The sequence below is a fragment of the Indolivaga macrotermitis genome, assembly GCF_900128985.1.
GTDB lineage: Bacteria > Bacteroidota > Bacteroidia > Bacteroidales > Dysgonomonadaceae > Dysgonomonas_A > Dysgonomonas_A macrotermitis.
On record NZ_FQUC01000009.1, the window covers coordinates 13189 to 35876 of the forward strand.

General features: G+C 38.8%; 16 protein-coding genes. 9 read left to right on the top strand and 7 right to left on the bottom strand.

What is annotated here, in order from left to right; genetic code table 11:
* Positions 1-44 precede the first annotated feature (44 nt).
* From BUC12_RS12250 to BUC12_RS12260, 3 genes are all read right to left on the bottom strand, one after another.
* On the bottom strand, positions 45-326 hold the full coding sequence (locus BUC12_RS12250; RefSeq protein ID WP_062179686.1) for a hypothetical protein: 282 nt from the start codon (positions 324-326) through the stop codon (positions 45-47).
* 77 nt (positions 327-403) lie between these two features.
* Positions 404-2251: a chloride channel protein gene (locus tag BUC12_RS12255; protein WP_062179688.1), complete on the bottom strand. Its 1848-nt coding sequence runs from the start codon at positions 2249-2251 to the stop codon at positions 404-406.
* Between the two features lie 70 nt (positions 2252-2321).
* Positions 2322-4493, bottom strand: coding sequence for a bifunctional alpha,alpha-trehalose-phosphate synthase (UDP-forming)/trehalose-phosphatase (locus BUC12_RS12260; RefSeq protein WP_062179690.1), 2172 nt, complete (start codon positions 4491-4493; stop codon positions 2322-2324).
* Positions 4494-4729: 236 nt separating this feature from the next.
* On the opposite strand from BUC12_RS12260, the gene BUC12_RS12265 reads away from it, so the two are divergent.
* Positions 4730-6523 (top strand): glycoside hydrolase family 15 protein, encoded by a 1794-nt coding sequence (locus tag BUC12_RS12265; protein WP_062179692.1) that lies wholly within the window; start codon positions 4730-4732, stop codon positions 6521-6523.
* Between the two features lie 9 nt (positions 6524-6532).
* Here the strand turns inward: BUC12_RS12265 and BUC12_RS12270 are convergent, their stop codons facing one another.
* The gene (locus BUC12_RS12270) at positions 6533-7414 is read right to left on the bottom strand and encodes a VIT1/CCC1 transporter family protein (protein ID WP_062179694.1); all 882 of its coding nucleotides are present in this window, start codon (positions 7412-7414) and stop codon (positions 6533-6535) included.
* Between the two features lie 97 nt (positions 7415-7511).
* On the opposite strand from BUC12_RS12270, the gene BUC12_RS12275 reads away from it, so the two are divergent.
* The 7 genes from BUC12_RS12275 to BUC12_RS12305 all read left to right on the top strand — a co-directional run bounded on the left by BUC12_RS12275 (position 7512) and on the right by BUC12_RS12305 (position 13858).
* Positions 7512-7976, top strand: coding sequence for a TspO/MBR family protein (locus BUC12_RS12275; RefSeq protein ID WP_062179696.1), 465 nt, complete (start codon positions 7512-7514; stop codon positions 7974-7976).
* A 65-nt stretch (positions 7977-8041) separates the two neighbouring features.
* The gene (gene glpE, locus BUC12_RS12280) at positions 8042-8335 is read left to right on the top strand and encodes a thiosulfate sulfurtransferase GlpE (protein WP_062179699.1); all 294 of its coding nucleotides are present in this window, start codon (positions 8042-8044) and stop codon (positions 8333-8335) included.
* 137 nt (positions 8336-8472) lie between these two features.
* Positions 8473-8895 (top strand): MarR family winged helix-turn-helix transcriptional regulator, encoded by a 423-nt coding sequence (locus tag BUC12_RS12285; RefSeq protein ID WP_062179702.1) that lies wholly within the window; start codon positions 8473-8475, stop codon positions 8893-8895.
* Positions 8888-10207 carry a TolC family protein gene (locus BUC12_RS12290; RefSeq protein ID WP_062179704.1) on the top strand — a complete coding sequence of 440 codons (1320 nt, stop codon included), beginning with the start codon at positions 8888-8890 and terminating at the stop codon, positions 10205-10207. Before BUC12_RS12285 ends, BUC12_RS12290 begins: the two co-directional genes overlap by 8 nt.
* Before the next feature lie 11 nt (positions 10208-10218).
* Positions 10219-11316, top strand: a complete 1098-nt coding sequence (locus tag BUC12_RS12295) for an HlyD family secretion protein (protein ID WP_062179707.1) — start codon at positions 10219-10221, stop codon at positions 11314-11316.
* The gene (locus tag BUC12_RS12300) at positions 11316-12917 is read left to right on the top strand and encodes an MFS transporter (protein WP_062179710.1); all 1602 of its coding nucleotides are present in this window, start codon (positions 11316-11318) and stop codon (positions 12915-12917) included. Before BUC12_RS12295 ends, BUC12_RS12300 begins: the two co-directional genes overlap by 1 nt.
* 143 nt (positions 12918-13060) lie before the next feature.
* Positions 13061-13858, top strand: coding sequence for a hypothetical protein (locus BUC12_RS12305; protein ID WP_062179712.1), 798 nt, complete (start codon positions 13061-13063; stop codon positions 13856-13858).
* A 61-nt stretch (positions 13859-13919) separates the two neighbouring features.
* Here the strand turns inward: BUC12_RS12305 and BUC12_RS12310 are convergent, their stop codons facing one another.
* A complete protein-coding gene (locus BUC12_RS12310; protein ID WP_062179717.1) occupies positions 13920-14429 on the bottom strand; it encodes a TlpA family protein disulfide reductase in 510 nt (169 codons plus the stop codon).
* Between the two features lie 756 nt (positions 14430-15185).
* On the opposite strand from BUC12_RS12310, the gene pheT reads away from it, so the two are divergent.
* Positions 15186-17645 (top strand): phenylalanine--tRNA ligase subunit beta, encoded by a 2460-nt coding sequence (pheT, locus tag BUC12_RS12315; RefSeq protein WP_062179720.1) that lies wholly within the window; start codon positions 15186-15188, stop codon positions 17643-17645.
* A 92-nt stretch (positions 17646-17737) separates the two neighbouring features.
* On the opposite strand, the gene BUC12_RS12320 is transcribed toward pheT, so the two are convergent.
* Positions 17738-18364: a hypothetical protein gene (locus BUC12_RS12320; RefSeq protein ID WP_062179722.1), complete on the bottom strand. Its 627-nt coding sequence runs from the start codon at positions 18362-18364 to the stop codon at positions 17738-17740.
* 80 nt (positions 18365-18444) lie between these two features.
* Entirely contained in the window at positions 18445-22680 is a 4236-nt protein-coding gene (locus BUC12_RS12325; protein ID WP_062179725.1) for an acyl-CoA dehydratase activase, read from the bottom strand.
* Between the last annotated feature and the right edge of the window lie 8 nt (positions 22681-22688).

The window sequence follows — 22688 nt, forward strand, 5'->3', positions numbered from 1 at the left end:
TGAGTCTCTTTTGTTGTTTTGTTGTCGTTTATTTACTACTATATTTATTTACCGTCTTCGGTTTCTTTATACCATTTATAAAGTTTGTTGTTTTCGAATTCGAATATCCAGTGGAATTTATACATATCCTTGTACTCGATCACTTCATATTCATTGTTATTTTCGTATGTCTTACCACTAGTCTGGTAATCTTGTCCCATCAAAGAAACAACTTGTTCTTTAGTCATTCCCAACTCAATTTGTTTAAGGGCATTATTGTATGTTTTCAACCCTCCACATGCGGTCAGAATAGTTGTGACCAATAGTGCAAATAATACTTTTTTCATAATGGATTATTTTAGTTTTATATTTCTTGATATTTAAAACAAAATAGAAAAACAATAGTTCATACCCACAGCCTGACCTAATCATAGAAATCCTGTAGCTGAATGCGGTATGCCGAGAATATTTTCGATTTGGACAGAAAGCCCACATACTTACCTTTATTAACAACCGGAAGATTCCATGAATTGGTCTTTTCAAATACTTCCATTACTTTTTCCATGCGTGTGCCTAATTCTATACAGGTCGATACCGGAGACATCAAATCAGAAGCCGACACGGAATCATATAATTCCGATTGAAATAATTTAGGACGGATATTGTCAATATAAATAATCCCCACTAATTCGGATGATTTGTTTATAACAGGGAAGATATTTCTTTTAGATTCCGAGAAACAGTGTGTCAGCTCACGCAATGTTTGATCGGAATGTATCGGAGTAAAATCCGTTTCGATCAGATCATTTGTTTGCAATAAAGTCAATACAGCTTTGTCCTTGTTATGGGTGATAAGTTCACCCCGCTTGGCAAGACGGTCGGTATAGATCGAATTTGGTTCGACAAGTTTAGATACAACGAAAGAGAATGCAGCGGTAAGTGTAATAGGTAAAAAGATGCCGTGTCCACTGGTTGTTTCTGTAATCAGAAAGATAGCAGTCAGGGGAGCGTGCATAACTCCGGCTAATACTCCTGCCATGCCTGCTACAACAAAATTCTTACTACTCACCGAAAAGAAAGGTACCATATTGAAGATGGTAGCTACAATATATCCCGATACGCCGCCCATAAACAGAGAAGGTGCAAATATACCGCCAACACCGCCACTGCCTGTGGTAATTGCCATGGCTATCACTTTAAAGATCATAACCAGAAAAAGGAAAGTGATAAGCAGGTAGATATTATCCTGAGTGCCATAAAAGAAACTGCCATTCACTAATTCGTGCGAATGTCCTGTAAGAATCATATTCAAAGCCTCATATCCTTCGCCATACAGGGGAGGGAGAAGAAATATGATAATGCCCAAGATACTGCCACCGACAATCAATTGGCGGACTATTCCGGTATATTTACCTGAGATATGCTTTTTTACAAAGCGTTTTCTTCTTCTATCGTAGCTTATATCTATTTTGCCGAGCATATCCATCCAGTTTTCGATCTTCTTAGTACCCTTAACAAAATATATGGATACAATGCCTGTAATAAGCCCCAACAGAACATAAAAAGGGAGGTTATGTATTACTAGAGGATCCATAACAGTAAAAGAAAAGGCTGCACCATCTCTCAATAAAAGCCACGATACCGCCGTACCAGATACGGCTGCGATAAGAAGGGGGATGATAGACCATGTGGTAAGATCGATCATAAGTATTTCCAAGGCAAAAACAACCGCCGCAACGGGTGCCGAGAATATACCAGCTGTAGCACCGGCAGCCCCACATCCAAGGAGTAGAGTTGTCGTTTTATAATTTAACCTGAAAAAACGCCCGATATTCGAACCTATAGCAGATCCGCTTAAAACTATCGGAGATTCGAGTCCGACTGACCCTCCTGCACCAACAGTAAGAGTAGAAGCTATGAGAGAAGAATAGGTGTCTTGTATTTTTAATTTGCTGCCTTTTTTCGAAATAGCATATAGTATACGGGTAATACCTTGCAGTTTCTTCTCCTTGAGTACGAGCCTGACAAACAAAACAGTCAGAACCAATCCAAAGAACGGGAAAGCAAAGTATACAATGTTCACCGAATGTATATCAAGGCTCTTGACCAGTAGGCGCGTCATCGCAAAGACCATATTCTTAAGCAATACAGCTGCTAAGCCCGATAAGGTACCGACAACAAGGCTCAACAGTATTATTAGCCTCTGTTTGGGTATTTTCGTAGAAATGTTCCGGAGAAACTCGATGTATTTCCGGAATTTGGATACAATCATATTTTGTTTGTTGTTCAACTGTTGTATACAAATATATAAGTTTTTACAACAAACGGAATATTTACCGGATTTATTCTACGCCCGCTATTTTTTTAAGAAACGGTATAACCAAAGATTGTGAAGGTAGGTTGTATCTGGCAGCATCGGATATCCGCCCTACTTTTATTGTTATACTATCAGGCGGAAGTACGGCAAACATATCTTCGTCGGTAGTATCGTCTCCCATAGCTATAACAAAGTCGTAAGAGTCCCGTTTCAGAAGGCGAAGAGCTTCTATTCCTTTATTATAGTCGGATGATTTGACTTCTATGACTTTATTCCCCCGCATTATCTGGAGGTTGAGACGTGAACACGGATTGATCAGTTCTTTGATCAGTTGATTAACACGCAGTTCGGCTAACCATGTATCTACAGCCCGATAATGCCATACAAGTGCTGTATTCTTGACCTCGATTTTCGAATTAGGAGTCTTTTTTGTTGTATGTTTAAGTATATTTACGATTTCTTCATCCCAGTTAATTTCCTGTAGATTACTGTGCCATATTCCTTCTTCCTTGTAATACACACCATGTTCGGCTGCTAAACCTATATTCAGATGGCCAAACCATTCGTCGAGGGTAGCACTATTACGTCCGCTGTTGATAACAAGATGATTTTTACTATCACTCGCTATTTGGGAAAGTAGTTGCAATAATGGTTCACGCGGATAAGCGTTTGCCGGATCTTTATAGAATGGAGATAGTGTACCATCGTAATCGAGCATGATTAAGCGTTTAGATGCAGTATCATATTGTTGCTTAACTTCGTCTAAACTACCTTCGCAGATTACTTTTGCGAATCGCTGGTTATTAAGTTCCTTTATTGATTTTAACTCAGTGATGAAATCGGTAGCCCATTGTTTTACAGTTTGTGTAGAGACTATTTCCTGAAGTTTCTTTAAGTTCTCCAATTGCTCCTTCTCGGGCATCTCCAAAGCTTTAACTATAGCATCTTCTATCTCTTTACTATTGTTGGGATTGACAACGATGGAGTCCGACAATTCGATAACAGCTCCTGCCATTTCACTTAGGATTAATACTCCGGGTTTATCTCTTTTGGCAGCTATGTATTCTTTTGCTACGAGGTTCATTCCGTCTCTGAGGGGTGTAACCAAAGCAATATCGGCCAAATAATACATCGCAGTAAGTTCCTCGAAAGAGAAAGCTCTGTAGAAATAATAAACAGGAGTCCAGCTAAGAGTTGAATATTTTCCGTTTATTCCTCCTATAAATTCGTTAATACGTGTTCTGAGTTTAGCGTAAGTACCTACTGTGTCGCGTGACGGGACAACAATCATGACCAATGAAACTTTACCGTGATATTCAGGATTATGTTTAAGGAATTTAATAAATCCTTTGAGCCTCATCAATATTCCTTTGCTATAATCGAGCCTGTCTACGGAAAGTATGATTTTGTTATCTCCAAATCCTTCTTTTAACTCCATGGCTTTTTCCTGTACTTCGGGGCGGAGTATAGCATCATGAAACAAATCGTAATTGATTCCCATAGGGAATGCATCTACTTCGACGATCCTGTCCTCCAATTGAACTTCATCCAGAATACATTCATATCCTAACACCCTGTATACGGTACTGATAAAATGGCGCATATAGTCATAAGTATGAAATGCAACCAGATCTGCACCCAGAAGCCCCCTCAATATCTCGGCTCTCTCAGGCAGTACCCTGAACATCTCGTAAGACGGGAATGGTATATGATGGAAATAACCGATACTGACATCCTTTACCTTCTCGCGGATCATAGCAGGCAATAGCATCAGCTGATAATCCTGCACCCAGACAATATCTCCGGGTTCGATTATTTTCAGAGCCGCTTCGCAGAATAGGGCGTTTACTTCTTTGTACGATTCCCAATAGTTATTATTAGAGCCTATATAGGAGTAGAAATAATGGCACAATGGCCAAATAGTACTATTGCTATATCCTTCGTAATAGTTTTTTATTTGATTGGGAGTCAGGTACACCGGATGAAATTTCAGTTCTTCCATCTGTTTGTTAATATCGGCTTTTTGCCCTTCGTCAGTAATATGCATTCCCGACCAGCCCAGCCAATGTTTTTCGCGCTTGGTTTCGAGCGAACCTAGTCCGGTTGCTAATCCGCCTTCGCTTTTGATGAGTTTTAATTCGTTATTTTCCTCAACAATTTTAACAGGTAATCTGTTAGATATAATAATAATTTTCATAATTCGCTTGATACTGATCTTTTCTATGCGTAAGGTATAAACAGTATTGTTGGTGAAGTGTAGTAAAGACTTCGTGCTACTTCTTTATTATGAGTTTGTGTGATTAGCCAAGGCTAGATCTTACGGCATAAAAACGATGATTGTTACTTAATAAACGTGAAAATGGCATGAAGTGTTCACCACTATTGCTTTTAACTACTTCTGGATGTTAATCACCGGAGTAAAAATAATTTGATATGAAAGACTTAAACTATGGTGTAATAGGTAATTGTCGATCAGCGGCTCTAGTTTCGAAATATGGAAGTATAGACTGGCTTTGCCTGCCGGACTTTGACTCTCCTTCTATTTTTGCAAAGCTATTGGATGAGAAAAAAGGAGGCTCTTTCAGTATAGAAGTTTCCGATTCTTATACAATTGTTCAGGAATATAAACCCGGAACGAATATTCTGAAAACAACATTTGCATCGCCCGAAGGTGTATTTGATCTGCTCGATTTTATGCCCCGTTACCGGACTTCGGACACTACATACTATACATCGCCCGAGTTATACCGCTTTATAAAATATGTGAGCGGTAAACCCCGATTTAAAGTGATTTATGATCCCGTACTGAACTATGCCCAAGAAGAGGCGGTCTTGGTAAAAAGGAATAACTATATAAGAACTTCGTCGAAGGTGAATGACAAGGATAATATATACTTGTATTCGAGCCTCGATTTTGATGCCATACTCAATCAGGAGGAAATTGAATTAAAGAAAGACGAATTCTTATTCCTTTCATATAACCAAAAATTGGTTACAGTAGATATAAACCGGGTACGTTTGGAATATCAAAGGACAAAGGTTTATTGGCTTAACTGGAGTTACAGGTCGAAGCGTTTTGAAACATACGGTGAAGAAATAGGACGGAGCTTGCTTGTTCTTAAGTTAATGTCTTTCCAGTCGTCGGGTGCAGTCTTAGCGGCGCTCACAACCAGTGTTCCCGAAACCCTCGGCGAAGTACGCAACTGGGATTATCGTTTCTGTTGGATCAGGGATGCCTCGATGTCTATCGAAACATTATTGAAAATGGGGCATCCGAATGCAGCCGGGCGTTTTCTGGGATTTATCAAGAGCATACTGAAAGTCAAATATGACCAGTTTCAGATAATGTATGGAATAAGGGGAGAACGTACCCTTACGGAGGAAGTCCTTACGCATTTGGACGGATATGGTAACTCACGTCCGGTACGTGTCGGAAATGCAGCATTCAGCCAGAAACAAAACGATTCGTTAGGTTATCTGATGGATGTTATTTACAGTTATTACCAGTATTTTCCGGGTAATCTGGACGAAGTAGAAGAGATGTGGGAGATAGTGCGTAACATAGTAAAAACAGTTTTTGCCGAATGGAGGAATAAAGACCAGAGTATATGGGAATTCCGGAATATAGAAGGGCATTTTGTATTTTCTAAGGTAATGTGCTGGGTTGCGTTAGACAGGGCGATAAAGATTGCAAGGTTGTTGAATAAAGAAGATTATGCAATCTTATTGGAAGAAGAAGCCAATACCATTTATGAAGATGTATGTACTAACGGATGGGACGAAGAACTACAGAGCTTTACCCAATCGTATGACAATAAGGATATGGATGCTTCGCTGCTCCTTATGGAACAGTACGGATTTATTTCGGCTAATGACGAGCGTTATATCAGCACCGTGAAGCGTATACAAAAAGAATTGTCACATAACGGATTGATGTACAGATATAAAAATCACGACGATTTCGGGCAACCGTCTTCTTCATTTACCATTTGTACCTTCTGGATGGTCAGGGCTTTGTATGTTATTGGCGAACAGGAAGAAGCTTTACACCTCTTCAATCAGCTATTGACTTATTCGAATCACCTTGGTCTGTTTAGCGAAGACCTGGATTTCGAATCCAAGCGTCAGCTGGGCAACTTTCCGCAGGCATATTCACATCTGGCATTGATAAATACGGCAGCTTTATTCTCGTGGGAAAAAACTAATTCGAAATTTATCAGGCCTTGAAATTAAGCTTTATACCTCTATATTGAAGACATATTTTACTATCAATCCGATGATAAAGCTGATAAATGCTACGCCTAAGCTGATAGATAACATTTCGAGAAAACGTTTTCGGAATGAGTATCCCTTCGCTATGGCAGTATAGTAATTGAAAGCAGCAATAATGAGTATAGCTATACCGATAGTAATTGCAAGAGCTATGTATACATTGCTGACAAGAAGGTAGGGTAGAATCAGTGCAATAACTGTAAGTATATAGGCAATACCTGTGTAAATAGATGCTGTGATGGGCTTAACATCTCCTGTACCGTCTGTTTTGGTAGACAGGTATTCCGAACCTGCCATCGAAAAAGCTGCAGCTATACCTGTAATAATTCCTACAGAAGCTATCATTTTAGAGTTTTGGAGACCGAAGGTAAGCCCGGCCAATACACCTGTCAGTTCTACAAGAGCATCATTCAGCCCAAGAACAACCGAACCCAGATAATCGAGAGGTTTGTCTTTGATCATCTCTATCAGTTTGGCTTCATGTTCATTTTCTTCATGCTGGATTATTTTAGCTTCGGGTATAATATGCGATAACTTCTCGTAGTCTATAGCAGCTTGCCGTTCGCCCTGCTCCATTAGCTTGATCCCGAAGGTCAACCCAAGGAAGCGAACCAGATTAGTATATAGCCAAACTTTGAATTTATATGGTTTGACTTGCTGACCGGTATACGATTGCCATATTTGCGCATGTTTTTCTTCTTGTGAGATTATTTCGTTAATAACGCTTTTGTTATGCTCGTCTGTTATAAAACGGGAAATATTTTTGTAAACAAGAATTTCGGTTACTTCATTGCGTTGTTCTATAAGAAGCCTTTTCTTTAACTCGGGTGTAATGTTGTTTATCATAACTGTAATCTTATTAAGGTTTCATCAGGGAAATCTATAAAAGAAAACAAGTTTCCGGAGAATAGGTTCGGAACATTATATAATTAAAATCAGAAGTATGAAAAAAATATTGAACATTGTATTACCTGTATTAGCCTGTTTTATTGTAGGTTTTACAGCAAGTAACTTTCAGACAGAGGCCATTGCAAACTGGTATCCGGCATTGAATAAATCGCCGCTGACTCCTCCCAATATCGCCTTCCCGATAGCTTGGAGTATCCTTTATCTTTTGATGGGAATCTCTATCGGTTTGGTATTAAATTCTAGAAATTGGAGAAAGCGATCCCTGATTACTCTTTTCATTATTCAGTTAGTATTTAATTTTACATGGAGCATATCCTTTTTCTATTTTCAAAATCCGCTTTTGGGGCTAATCAATATTCTTCTGTTGGATGTTCTGGTATTGTATTACATCATCCGGGCATATAAATTGGTTAAGGCAAGCGCATGGCTATTCATACCTTATCTTATTTGGATATTGTTTGCAACTTATTTAAATGGTTATATCTTTATTAATAATTAAAACGGGAACAAATAGCGGGTTAAAGGCGTTTTAGGTCAGTATAAATTATTTGAAAGGTAAATGATATGTTTAAAAGAATAAATGAACAGGTTGCGAAAGAAAAGCTTAATAATCCACAATCTGTATTGTTAGATATGCGGGACTCAGAAAGTTATTCTGAAGGGCATCTGGATGGGGCGATTCATCTCACACAGGAAAGTATTGTTGAGGTAATGACAAATACAGCGAAAGATGCACCAGTTTTGGTTATGTGCTATCATGGAAACGGTAGCCAGAACGTGGCTGCTTATCTGGCTCAGCAAGGATTTACGGATGTTTACAGTATCGATGGCGGATACGAAGGCTGGAGTGATAAATAATATCAATTATAGATAGCTACGATTTTTTAAGGATTATTTATCCTTAGTAATAAAATTATATGAAAAAATATTGGTTGAACATTCAACCAATATTTTTTTTATGTAATTTTGCAGCCGAAAAAATAGGATATTGAACAATGCAAGAATTTGTATACGCTATATTGATGGTGCAGGCTACATACAGGCAGGCAATATATAAAGAGTTGAGAGCGTTGGGGATAGACCTTTCCTTCGAGATGCTCCATATAATCAGACGTTTGTATAATCAGGATCGGATAAAACAGCAGGAGCTGGCTGCACTTACATATAAAGACAAATCGAGCCTTTCATATTTACTCAACAATATGGAGAAAAAGAATCTGATAAAACGGATCGAAGATAAGAACGATAAACGCAATAAACTTGTTATTCTAACAGAAGAGGGGAGAGCACGGCACGAACAGATACAGTCGATAGTAGGGGCTGTATATCATAAAGTAGAAACGAATGTGGATATGGACAGGTTGAAGCGTTGTACGGCTTATTTAAAAGAACTTAACGAGATTATAAGTAATGACTAAAAAGGTATTTATCCTTATAGTGCCGGTCATATGGCTGACTGTCATAAGTTCAGTGAAAGCGCAGGCGACTTACAAACTGACAGTTCCGGAACTTTTCGAAAAAGGGCTTGAATATAGCTTGTCGATCAAATCTTCCGAATTGAAGGTTCAGATAAGCGGAGACCGTTTGGCTTTGGCTAAGAATAAATTACTGCCTGATATTCAGGTTGTAGGACAATTCGGGTATGTTGGTACTTCTACAATATTAGATCGCGACCTGTCGTTTATGAAGCATCCCGAGGCTCCCGACTGGAGGCAAAACTATCAGGTTGTAGCAACACAGCCTTTGTATCAGGGTGGCCGCATAAAGGGTAATATAGAGAAATCGGAACTGGATGAAGAGGTGGCACGACTGAGTCTCGAAAAAGATAAATCGGGTCTGAAACTCTGGTTAGTAGGTAAATATCTCGACCTGTATGACCTGTATAGGCAACAGGATGTTTACCAACATAATATAAAAGAAGCCGGTAAACGATTACAGGATATACGTAAGATGCGTGAAGAAGGAATGATAACTACAAATGATGTTCTCCGTTCCGAAATACAACTATCGAATTACGAATTGTTATTGAAAGAAAGCCGGAACAATATAATCCTTGTATCGCAGCAATTGGCTATTGTAATGGCGATGGACGAAGATTTGCTTTTTGAACCGGACTCGACTTTCCTGCAAGAAAAGGAAGATATGACTGTAACTCTCGAAGAATATATACAATCGGCCTATGAGAACTATCCTGATATAAAGATCAGCAGAACAAATATTGATCTGGCGCGGAATAATATGAAGCTGACAAAAGCAGACCTGCTTCCGGCTTTGTCTTTGCAATTCGGAAATACTTTCCAGCGACCTATTCCGAATACTTCTCCTGTACAGGATTATTATCTGAATTCGTGGGGGCTGACTCTGAACCTGTCGTACCGTATCTCATCACTGTTCGACCGGAAACATTCTCTGTCGTCGGCAAAAACGCAGATCAATTTGCAGGAATTAGCCGAAGATCAACAAAAGCAAAATATACGTACAAGTGTAAAAGCTGCCTATTTGAAGCATCAGGAAGCACTGGATAAGGTCAAGGTTTTGGAACATTCTTTAAAGCAGGCGGACGAAAATTACCGCATTGTTCATAAGAAGTATTTCAATCAGCTATCAATCCTTACCGATCTGCTCGATGCGAACACTGTACAATTGAATGCAGAACTTCAATTGACGGCTGCACGCACCAATGTTATATACACATATTATCAATTACTCGAAATCAGTGGTAAATTATAAGCCTCTTTTATATGGATGTAGAAAAAGACGAAATAGACAGAAAACTCGAACAGCAACGCATTTACAAGAAATTGCAAAACAAGAAGCGTCGCAATGTTTTTCTCAATATACTTACCATAGTACTGGCTTTGGCAGGTTTGGTATGGGCTTCCAGTATATTCCTACGCTATTATGAGTACGAAATAACTAACGATGCTACTATCGAGCAATATGTGTCGCCCATCAATAGCCGGGTAGCCGGGTATATTAGTAAAATAAATTTTACCGATCATCAGTATGTAAACAAAGGGGATACGTTACTTGTAATAGATGATCGTGAGTTCCAGATAAAATTGCTGGATGCCGAAGCTGCTTTGAAGGATGCCGAAGCATCATCCGCAATATTAAGTTCTACAATTAATACAACATCGGTTAATGTTGCCGTTTCGCAAGCTAATATCGAGGAGGCAAAAGCCCGTTTATGGAAATCGGAACAGGATTATAACCGGTATAAGAACCTGTTGGAAGCGGATGCCGTATCTCATCAACAATTCGACCAGATGAAGACCGAGTATGATGCGATGAAAGCTCATTACAATGCATTGATCAGGCAACAAGAATCGGTGAAATCTGTATCGTCCGAAACCCAGAAAAAGCGAAGTAGCGTTGAGGCTGCTATTGCCCGTCGTGAGGCTGATCTGGCCATGTCGAAACTAAACCTTTCATATACCGTAATTACGGCTCCTTATTCGGGCTACGTAGGTCGGCGTACCCTCGAAGAAGGACAACTTATACAGGCCGGACAAACGATAACCAATCTGGTGAGGGGTAACGACAAATGGGTGATAGCCAATTATCGAGAAAAACAAATCGAGAATATTTATATAGGGCAGCTTGTTAATATACGTGTAGATGCAATAAAGGATAAAGTCTTTAAAGGTAAAGTAACAGCTATATCGGAAGCAACCGGATCTAAATACTCTTTGTTACCGACAGATAATTCGGCAGGAAACTTTGTAAAGATACAACAGCGTATTCCTGTGCGAATCGATTTTATAGAAATATCAGATGAGGATATGGCTAAATTCCGTGCAGGAATGATGGTCGAAACAGAAGCAATCTTGAGATAATGGCACAATCGGCGGCAACACCTCAGCATTTCAGAGAATGGGTTCCTACATGGCTTAAAGCTGTGGTGGCACTCTTTGTGTTGTTTCCTGTCATGCTTATCAACGGGGCATATACAGGGAGTAGTGTCGATATTTCGGGATTTCTCGGTGTCTGGTCGGAGGATATAAATATGGCGTATTTTGCGGCTTCGGCAGGTATGGCTATGGCATATCCCGTGATACCTATTGTGAAGCCGGTTGCCACAACCAAAACCATTATTCTTACAGTACTCTTCGCCCAGCTGATACTGAGTCTGGTATGTGCTACGACTTCTTATGTCGAGATTATTATTGTAGCCAGTTTTTTTATCGGGTATTTCAAGGCGTTTTCGCTGATGGAGATCATATTGATTATAACCCCGATTGTAGCTCCCAGTGGTACTCGTAATGAGTTTTATTCGAAATTTTATCCGATAACATTAACTATAGGGCAACTTTCGTTGGTTCTGACAGCCGAATTTGCTTATAGCTATCAATGGCAGTATATGTATTATTTTATGATAGTATTGCTGCTTATCGCCATGCTTTTGGTTGTGATATTTATGGCTTTCGGGCGAAAACTGATTCGCCTTCCGTATAAAGAAGTCGATTGGTATAGCTTTTTTCAGGCATCGTGCGTAATGATGGCTATTATTTATGTTTGTACATACGGTAAGACTAACGATTGGTTTGCTTCAAAAAATATACTTTATGCGTCGATAAGTATTCCTATTCTGGGGTGGATGTTTATCCGCAGACAATTGATGACAGACAAACGTCCTTTTGTGGATATGTCTGTACTAAAGAACCGTAACTCGGTGGTCGTATTCCTCTTTTCCTTTCTGATGATGTTTATGGCATCATTTACCACACTGTCGTCTGCTTATGTAACTTCAGTGCTGAGGTTGGATGCCACAAAGTCTAACGAATTGTTTTTGTATATGATTCCGGGTATTATACTGGGAGGTTTTATTTGCTACTATCTCTATCGGTGGGCAATACGTATGGCGTGGCTTATGTTTATAGGCTTTGCCTGCTTTTCGCTGGCTATAGGGCTGTTATACTTCAATGTACAGCCTACCGGAATGTATGAGGACTTGTATTTGCCGATGTTCCTGAAAGGGTTAGGAATGCTTGTGCTGTTTGTGGCTATGGGGGTATACTCAATACAGGGACTGGAGCCGCAACAGCTGATATACAATGCCTTTTTCCTTATCTGTGCCAGGTCAGCATTAGCTCCGGCTGTAGCATCGGGTGTTATGGCTAACTGGTTATACCGTGCACAACAAAAGAATATAATGGTCTTGTCAGAAAGCGTTGACTCGTTGAATCCCGCCGCAACCAGTTTGTATAATCAAACGTATACAAGTTCCCTTGCTCAGGGGTTGAGTATCGAGGATGCTAAAATGATGGCGGCGAATGCTATTTATAGTAAGGTTCAGATACAGGCTGTAACTGTAAGTATAAAAGAGATTCTGGGGTATATGCTTATTGCAGGGATAATTATATTGGTAGTCATACTGTTGTACTTCTTCAAATACAGGGCTGTAAGGTTAGTGAAAGTAGGACAAGATTTAACGTGAACTTTTTTTGATAATTTTTGTTTAAATTAACTATAGTGGGATTAACCCCTGCACTTTAGTTTTGAATAAAAATAAGGAACACTATTTTCAGCAGATATATGTGTCATAAATAAAACATTAAATATTCTAGCTATTTACTTAATATGAAAAAACTATTACTTTCAACACTTTTGATAGTGTTTTCGTGTGTACTGGTAGCACAAACAGAACCAGCTTATAAGAAAGGTAAATTCTTTGCTTTTTGGGGATGGAACAGGGCTCATTATACAAACTCGACTATCAATTTCAAAGGAGATGATTATGATTTTAAACTGTACCGTACGGTTGCACATGATAAACTGTCGTCGGTGAGCTATCATAACTATTTGCAATTAAACCGTATAACTATTCCCCAAACTAACTTCAGAATAGGTTATTTCTTTAAGGATAATATGGCCATCAGTATCGGTGTGGATCATATGAAATATGTAATGGATCAAAATCAAACGGTTAAAATTTCGGGAAAAGTTCCAAGTCAGTTCGAAGATCGCATTCAAGATGGACAGATTAAACTGACCGAAGATTTCTTGACGTTCGAACATACCGATGGTCTGAATTACATTAATGCCGAATTCGAATACTATCACAACTTCTATAAGAACGGGATTCTTAAAATAAACGGATTAGTTGGTGGTGGTGCAGGGTTCTTATTGCCTAAGACTAATGCGACGTTGTTTGATCAGGAGCGTCACGATGATTTTCATTTAGCCGGGTATGGATTGAATGCAAAAGTAGGCGCCGATGTTTTGCTATGGGATTTGTTTTTTCTTCGTTGCGAGGGAAAAGAAGGTTATATAAATATGCCTAGTATCCGTACCACAGGTAGCAGCAGGGATAAAGCATCTCAACATTTCTGGTTTGCAGAGATAGACTTTCTGTTTGGTTTTGCATGGCATTTCTGATAAAGAATACTTAAATAAAAAAGAAAACCAGTCTCAATTGCTGAGGCTGGTTTTTTTCATACTACAAAGTTTCATTTTCTAAAATTTCATTCAATCTTGCTGGTGTTAGATTCATTGCAATGATGACTCCATTTTCGTCGATCAGATAATTTTTGAATCCTTTACCTAGCTGGTACTTTTGGTAAATTTCTGAATCGTTACCATTCATATCTAAAAACTGATATGCCTTGTCGATTCCATCCATACTCAATGTCTTTTCGAAAACTGCTTTGTTCCGGTCGAAGGCTACTGATACCATTACTAACGGATTTTTCTCTTTTTTCAAAGCGTTCCAAAGAAGAACATTCTTCATGTGCGAGTCGGCATCGTATGCCGCCCAAAAGTTTACCAACACTTTAACTCCCCTTAAATACTTAAGATCAAGTTTACTGCCTTCTTCATTTTCTAATTTTAAATCAGGCATAAGGTTTCCCGGATAAATTCCTTCCGAAACCTTCGAAGTTCCTGTTGTATAGGATGATGATGTTATTAATACTATCCCAGCCAACAAAAAGTACTTCAAATACTTCATAAAATATTGTTTAGGTTACTACTAAAGCCCTTGCCCTTAGAATCACTCTACAGACAAAAGCCCTTCCGATTCTCGGAAAGCACGGTTCTTCGCTAAGATCCGAAATGCTTTTATTATTAAAGCGGCGCAAATATACGGTTAATTTCTGTAATCACCAACTGTTAATTATTTTGCCGAGTATGGAATAAGAACAAAATACCTGAGTAAAAGGTTTTTTAATTGCTAATAGATTTTTTCTTTCAAAATCGCATTTTAATAATAAATGAATGTTTAACAGCTTCTATTCTGTGATTAAATGCTACTTTTATCTATAAGAAAAGGCATATGTTTATAAGGAAGAAAATTAAAAACAACAACTTTCGGGATATGAGGTTTCAAGGATTAACTTATGCTGATATTTTTACTGCGTATTCAAGAAACAATAACATTGATCCGTAGAACAAAAATAAATTTTTTGAAAAAACGTGTCACTTTTGTCACCTTTGTCACCCTTTTGAGAGTTAAGCTGTTGATTTTTAGATGTAAATAAAAGTGACAAAGTAAGCAAAAGGGTGACACTGATTATACTCATATTGTACACCTTTATAACTTACGATAAGCTCAATTAATATATGAAAGCCGTTTTGTAGGAACATTAATATGAAAGCAAGCTTTCGTAACGTTAATAAATTTTGTAATTTTGGCATAGTAAAACCGAAAAGAGAAAAATATAAATATAAACAGCTGTTTATAAGCAGTTAAGAAAGATTTTGGAATATGAATATTTCATACAATTGGTTAAAAGATTTTGTTGATTTCGATTTGACACCCGAAGAGGTTTCAAATGCGCTGACATCTATCGGGTTGGAAACCGGAGGGGTCGAGGAAATAGAGACTGTAAAAGGTGGACTCGAAGGCCTTGTAATAGGTGAGGTGCTTACATGTGTGGACCATCCCAATTCAGATCACTTGCATGTTACAACTGTAAATGTCGGGGGGGAGCAACCTTTACAGATTGTCTGTGGTGCGCCTAATGTTGCTGCCGGACAGAAGGTTGTAGTTGCCTTGGTTGGAACTAAGTTATATTCGGGAGAAGAATCTTTTACCATCAAAAAATCCAAAATCAGAGGCGAAGAATCATTCGGTATGATTTGCGCAGAAGATGAAATTGGTATCGGAACCAGCCACGATGGAATTATCGTGCTTCCGGCCGATGCTTCTGTTGGTACTTTAGCCAAAGATTATTATAATATCAAGAGCGATTATATACTGGAAGTAGATATTACACCAAACAGGGTAGATGCAGCTTCACATTTTGGTGTAGCCCGCGATTTTGCAGCTTATCTGAAACAGAACGGAAATCCTTCGGAGTTGAGGCGTCCATCAGTGGATGATTTCAAAACAGACTCTGCAACTAAAGGAGTTGAGGTGAAGGTTGAAAACACAGAAGCTTGTCCCCGTTATACAGGAGTAACTATTGCGGGTGTTACAGTTAAAGAAAGTCCCGATTGGTTGAAAGACCGTATATCTCTTATAGGGCTTCGTCCGATAAACAATGTGGTAGACATTACTAACTATGTGTTGCATGAATTGGGGCATCCATTACATGCTTTTGATAAAAAATATATCAGTGGAGGTACTGTATATGTGAAAACTTTACCCGAAGGTACTAAGTTTACAACTTTGGACGAAGTAGAACATGCTCTAAGCGAAAGAGACCTGATGATATGTAACGATAAGGAAGGAATGTGTATCGGTGGTGTATTCGGAGGTCTGAAATCAGGTGTAACCGAGACTACTACAGACGTATTTCTCGAATGTGCTTATTTCGATCCTACATGGGTGCGTAAGACAGCACGCCGTCACGGATTGAATACAGATTCGTCGTTCCGTTTCGAACGTGGTGCAGATCCTAACGATACTTTGTATGTATTGAAACGTGCAGCTTTACTTATTCAGGAAGTTGCCGGAGGTACTATTGTCGGAGATATTCAGGACGTTTATCCTCAAAAGATAGAGAATAAAACAGTCGAACTATCTTTCAGTAAGGTGAATACTCTTATTGGAAAAGAAATACCGAAAGAGACAGTTAAATCTATATTATCTAGTCTGGAAGTTGAGGTCAAAGGTGAATCGACAGACAGTCTGATCCTGAGCATTCCTACATACCGTGTAGATGTGACCCGCAATGTCGATGTTATTGAAGATATACTCCGTGTATATGGATATAACAATGTCGAGATAGGTGATTCTTTAAAATCAAATCTTTCATATCAGACTCCGACCGACCGTAGTTACGATTTACAAAATCTGATATCCGAACAATTGACCGGAGCCGGTTTTATGGAGATAATGAATAACTCTTTGACAAAAGAGGCTTACTATTCTGATTCGACCACTTATCCCGACTCAGCTTGTGTGCGTTTACTTAATCCGCTAAGTACCGATCTGAATGTAATGCGCCAGACATTGCTTTTCGGCGGATTGGAAAGTATAGCTTATAACCGCAATCGAAAAAGCAACAACCTGAGAATGTACGAACTCGGAAATTGTTACTACTTTGATGGGAATAAGAAAGATGCTGAAAAGCCATTGAATGAATATTCGGAAGAGTTTCATTTAGGTCTCTGGTTGTGTGGTGATACTATTAACAATAGTTGGGCAGCTCAAGAGGAGAAAGCATCTGTATATCATCTGAAAGGGTATGTCGAGAACGTATTATTACGTTTGGGTATATCTCAGGAAGCTTACGAATACGAGCAGTTTTCAAACGACATATATAGTGCAGCATTGACCATCAAAACCCATAAGAGGGTGCTAGGTACTCTCGGGGTAGTTGCCAAGAAATTGCTGAAACAAACTGATGTGAATACCGAAGTTTATTTTGCCGAACTGAATTGGGATGCTTTGATGAAAGAGATTAAGAAACATAAAGTTACTTTCTCGGAGATCTCCAAATATCCTTCGGTAAAACGCGATTTGGCTTTACTGCTTGATAAGAATGTATTATTCGAACAAATCGAGAAGATAGCTTATAAGTCTGAAAGGAAACTATTAAAAGATGTCAGCTTATTTGACGTTTATGAAGGAAAGAACTTACCTGATGGGAAGAAGTCATATGCGGTCAACTTTGTAATACAGGATGACGAAAAGACTTTGACCGATAAGCAGATCGATACTATTATGCAGAAGATACAGAAATCATTAGAACAAGAGCTGGGAGCTCAACTAAGATAAAGAGATGAGAATAGGCTATCCAAACCAGATAGCCTATTCTCTGTTTTTTATCATATCATCGGATTGTAAACCGAAGATTGGAGGAACGTTAGTTATAGCCCGTCTAGTTCGCTCTTTCTTTCCTCATTCCTTATTTTATCCTTTTCTTTCCATTTTATCTCCAATTCTTTCCTATATTCCCAGATTCTGTTAGCAATATGTTGGTTGATTAATTCAAAATCACCGGAAGGAATACGGTATTCAGAACTACCTTTAGACTCTAATGTACATTTTATATCCGGAGATCCTGTATTCCATGTATATACAGTCCAATATCCGCCACTATTAATAACAACTCCATACTGATTTCTATATGAGCTGTCATAGGATTTTACCTCTTTCCGAGGTTCTCCATATTTTATAGTAAGAGCGTCTCCGATGTTTGTTTGTCCATCCATGAAGCCCGAAGAATTAGACATTCTATAAAGAGAGTCTCTGAAAAATGTCAGTTTTAATGATTTTATATAGTACCCTTTAACCGGAACATAATTAGATATCTCATATGTTGGGGTTAATTCATATTTATATTTATCCTTGAATTTCAAGGTTTTCTTTCCCAAAACTTTAGCCACTTCTGTAGTGGTCATTCCCAATCGAATCCCTCCTATACCATCAATTATCTGACAATAGGAAAATATACTTTGAAGTATTAATATAGCAGTAAAAATTATTTTTTTCATATTATAGAGTTATAGCACAAAAATAAAAGCTTAATATCAGACTTTATTCAAATAAACAAATTAAGTTATACCCGATCCGGTTATATCATAAAATGCAACCTGTTTTGCAGATTCACTTCTGCAATACCTCCGTCAATATCCAGATACAGAATATTCATATCAGGATACAGGGTTTTCATTCGTTTCTCAACACCTTTAGCTACAATGTGATTAGCGATACATCCGAATGGTTGTATACAAACCACTTTATTTACCCCTTTCCGGGCATAGTGCGCTACTTCTCCGGCGATGAGCCAGCCTTCACCAAATTGGTTTGAGAGACTAAGTACTTCTGATGCTGCCTCGGCTTTAGCAAAGATGGATTCCGACGTTTCGTAGAAACGGAAACCTTTCATGATCTTCTCATATTTTTTGATCTTCATGTTGATAAGTTGCCAGATAACAGGTTTCATCGCCTTTTCGAAGATGGTTTCTTCTCGTAATCCATTCTTTACATCCTCTTTGCTGTTTACAAAAAACTGTAGTAGGAAATCAAGTAGAGGAGGACAGGACACTTCTACTTCCTTCGATCTGAGCCATTCGGTAATATTGGCCTGAGCATAGTTATTGTATTTGAGGAATATCTCACCAATAAGCCCAACCTTTGTATATTGCTTATTATGTATCGGGATATTGTTAAAGTCGGCTACAGCTTCTTTTAGTAGGCGTCTCAGTATTTTAGGCGAGTTCGCCCTGACTGCATCTATCCCTCTTTCGATATAGAAATCAAATGCAGACAGAGAATCACCCTTCTTCTTTTCTCTGACAGAGATCGAACTATGCATCTGCTGTAAAGTATCTGAGTATAAGACCAGATCGACTGCTATTTTAGCCAGCTTTTTCCAGTCTATACTGAATTCACTCTCCTCATTCTGATAAGAATCTCCGGATGAAAGGGCAATTACCGGAATATCTCTGAATCCTGCATTTTGTAATCCACTCTTTATTTGAGCCAGATAGTTTGTAGCACGGCATTGACCTCCTGTTTGGGTTATTGCCAATACTATATCCTGAACATCATAATTCCCCGATTGCAGGGCATTTATAATATCTCCCAGTATTAATGTCGAAGGATAACATACTTCATTGTTACCATACATTAAACCTAAATCTGCAGATATTTTGTTTGATTTAGGCAGGTTTTCAATCTTATAACCAACCAGTTCACCTAATGCAGGAGCGAAGGGCGATAAGAAGTCGGTAAACCAAGGAATAAGGATAGTTTTCTTCCGGTCTTCCTTGGTATAAGGCGTGCGGTATCCTTTATAGTCATCCGTATTTATCTTATGTTCTACAGTATTAATTGTCTTAAGGGACTCAACCAAAGACCGTAGTCTCAAGCGGATTGAACCCGGACTTGCAATCTCATCGATACGCAATACGGTGAGGTTCTTGCCGGCTTGTTTCAATATATCCTGTACTTCGTCCATAATGAACGAGTCGGGGCCGCAGCCGAACGAGTTTAATTGTATCAATTGTATATTCTGAGGTAGCTTAGCTACTTCCATAGCTGCTTGAACCACACGGTTCGGATACGACCATTGTGATACAATATTGAGTTTGCCAAAGCCTCTACTTTCTTCTTTGCGGAATACATCATCCGTAAAAACCAGTACACCCAGATCAGACAGTATTTGTCCGACTTTCTGGTGGATAAGTGGGTCAGCATGGTATGGACGACCTGCTACAACAAAAGCTGTCTGATTATTTTTGATAGCATCTTCCAGTAGTACCTTTTGATTTTCTCTTAATAGTATCTTGGTTTCGTTCTTTATTTTCATAGCCTTATCAAAAGCCTTTTCGAATATGGCTTTTGATACTCCTAATGACGAAAGATACTCATAACAACCTTTCTCTAAGGCTTTATCATTACTGAATGTAATGACTGGTTTGTCAAGAGGTATGCCATATTTTTCTTCCGGTTCAACAGAGCTTCGGATAACTTCCGGGTAACCGCTTACCACCGGGCAATTGAACGAGTTGGACGAGCTACCGAACTCTTTCTCTTCCTTAGGAATGATAGGGTAGAATATTCTATCGACCTTTTGTTCTATCAAAGCAAGTATATGCCCGTGAACTAACTTGGCAGGAAAGCATATATTATCGGACATGACACCACCTACACCTTTTTGATAGAGAGGGAATGTCGACTCCGGAGATAGTCTTACATTGAACCCGGATTCTGATAATAATACATGCCAAAAAGGATAGTTGTCAAACATGTTCAGCACCCGTGGAATACCAATGGTTTTTCCGAGTAATATATTATCGGGATTTACCTTTTGGTTGAAAAGTATTTCATTCTTTTCGTCGAAACCGTTGAATCCTCCTTTTTGAGTGGAGTTTTTGTTATAGAATATTTTTTCACACTTATTACCAGCATAACAGAGGTTTCCGTTTTCGAATTTGAAGCGAAGTACCGAACAGCTATTAGTACATCCTTTACATTGCAATTCTTTGGTATTGATCGCTTCCGGGTCAGGTAAAGAGAACATTGAAACATGTGCTGTTTCGGCTTTTTTATCGGAAAGCCTCTGGGCATATAATGCGGCACCCAATGCACCCATCAATTCAGGATAATCTGTTGAACTTACCGATTTACCGGAGAGTAATTCCAATGCACGGTATACAGCATCATTCCGGAATGTTCCTCCCTGTACTACTATATTGTCCCCTAATTGTTTAAGATTAGAGATTTTAAGAACTTTGTACAAACAATTCTTTACAACCGAATAGGCTAATCCGGCAGCGATATCATCCATACCTGCATTTTCCCGCAAAGATTGTTTCACTTTGGAGTTCATAAACACAGTACAACGCGAACCTAAATCCGATGGATATTGTGCGATACAGGCAGCCTTTGAGAATTCACCCAAAGACATGTCCATCGTAGAAGCAAAGTTTTGTAAGAAAGAACCGCACCCGGCAGAACAGGCTTCATTTAACTCTATATTAGAGATCACCCCGTTGTTCGTAAATATAGATTTAATGTCTTGTCCTCCAATATCTAATATAAATGATACCTTTGGGTCTACATATTGAGCACCCGAAAGGTGAGCCATCGTTTCCACGATACCATAGTCGAGTCCTAAAGCCGACTTGATCAGGTCTTCACCGTATCCTGTAGCTGCTGATGATATGATTTTATAGTTAACCCCTTTTTCTGCGGCTTTTTGTTGGAACTGTTCCATCCCTTCGACCACTTTCTTGAGAGGGTTACCTTCATTGCTACCATAAAAAGTGTACAGAATATTGGTATCAGCATCCATAATCACAATTTTAGTCGTGGTAGACCCCGAATCTATACCCAAATAGCATTCTATATTTTTGTCTGTACCTAGTTCTTTGAACTTTAGAGGTTTTATTTTTCGGCTTTTATTCCAAAGCTTATATTCAGTATCATCGTTGAATAAAGCTGGTAAATATTCTTTTTGTAAGCCTGTTTTTGTTTCTGACCTTGTTATCAGTTCATTTAAGTTGTGATAAACGGCTTCTTTTTCGTTATATAACGCAGCACCCCATGCTGGAAAGTATTCTCCATTTTCAGGAACAATCAGATCTGCATCAGATACCTTGAGCACATTACGGAAAGCATTACGCAATGCCGGTAAAAATGTCAAAGGACCTCCGATACAGAGTATCTTAGGTTGAATATTACAACCTCTGGCTAAGGTTGTAACACTTTGTAAAGCAACAGCATGTAAGATTGAACCCGAAATATCCGCTACAGGAATATTACGGCTGATCAGATTTTGAACATCTGTTTTAGCAAATACACCACACCGGGAAGCGATAGGATAGATCCTTTCACATTTAAGAGCCTGTATTCCTAATTCATCGGTCGATATATTCATTAAGTTGGCCATCTGATCGATAAAGGCTCCCGTCCCTCCGGCACAACTCCCGTTCATTCGTATGTCAGGGTGTTTTCCTTTCTTGAAAAATACCATTTTGGCGTCTTCGCCACCTAGGTCTATTAATGTATGAGTTTCGGCATACACATTATTTACAACTTCTACAGCTGCTACAACTTCTTGTACAAAGCTAATACCTATGCGTTCGCCTATCCCCATTCCGGCGGATCCTGTAATGTTAATACAAAATTCAGTATCCGGATATTCAGTGATAACCTTTTGAAGTTCTTCAATAAAAGACTGTTGTATATTAGCCTGATGTCTACGATAGGCCTTATAGATAATTTGCGATTGCGAGTCTATTATCACAATCTTAATAGTAGTTGACCCTACGTCAACACCCATTTTATATTGTTGTTTCATATCCTCTT

Coding starts and splice junctions, on each gene's coding strand:
- BUC12_RS12300 (WP_062179710.1), top strand. CDS start 11,316: ATGGCACAATCGGCGGCAACACCTCAGCATTTCAGAGAATGGGTTCCT.
- BUC12_RS12275 (WP_062179696.1), top strand. CDS start 7,512: ATGAAAAAAATATTGAACATTGTATTACCTGTATTAGCCTGTTTTATT.
- BUC12_RS12265 (WP_062179692.1), top strand. CDS start 4,730: ATGAAAGACTTAAACTATGGTGTAATAGGTAATTGTCGATCAGCGGCT.
- BUC12_RS12285 (WP_062179702.1), top strand. CDS start 8,473: ATGCAAGAATTTGTATACGCTATATTGATGGTGCAGGCTACATACAGG.
- BUC12_RS12310 (WP_062179717.1), bottom strand. CDS start 14,429: ATGAAGTATTTGAAGTACTTTTTGTTGGCTGGGATAGTATTAATAACA.
- glpE (WP_062179699.1), top strand. CDS start 8,042: ATGTTTAAAAGAATAAATGAACAGGTTGCGAAAGAAAAGCTTAATAAT.
- BUC12_RS12270 (WP_062179694.1), bottom strand. CDS start 7,414: ATGATAAACAACATTACACCCGAGTTAAAGAAAAGGCTTCTTATAGAA.
- pheT (WP_062179720.1), top strand. CDS start 15,186: ATGAATATTTCATACAATTGGTTAAAAGATTTTGTTGATTTCGATTTG.
- BUC12_RS12260 (WP_062179690.1), bottom strand. CDS start 4,493: ATGAAAATTATTATTATATCTAACAGATTACCTGTTAAAATTGTTGAG.
- BUC12_RS12250 (WP_062179686.1), bottom strand. CDS start 326: ATGAAAAAAGTATTATTTGCACTATTGGTCACAACTATTCTGACCGCA.
- BUC12_RS12295 (WP_062179707.1), top strand. CDS start 10,219: ATGGATGTAGAAAAAGACGAAATAGACAGAAAACTCGAACAGCAACGC.
- BUC12_RS12255 (WP_062179688.1), bottom strand. CDS start 2,251: ATGATTGTATCCAAATTCCGGAAATACATCGAGTTTCTCCGGAACATT.
- BUC12_RS12320 (WP_062179722.1), bottom strand. CDS start 18,364: ATGAAAAAAATAATTTTTACTGCTATATTAATACTTCAAAGTATATTT.
- BUC12_RS12290 (WP_062179704.1), top strand. CDS start 8,888: ATGACTAAAAAGGTATTTATCCTTATAGTGCCGGTCATATGGCTGACT.
- BUC12_RS12305 (WP_062179712.1), top strand. CDS start 13,061: ATGAAAAAACTATTACTTTCAACACTTTTGATAGTGTTTTCGTGTGTA.
- BUC12_RS12325 (WP_062179725.1), bottom strand. CDS start 22,680: ATGAAACAACAATATAAAATGGGTGTTGACGTAGGGTCAACTACTATT.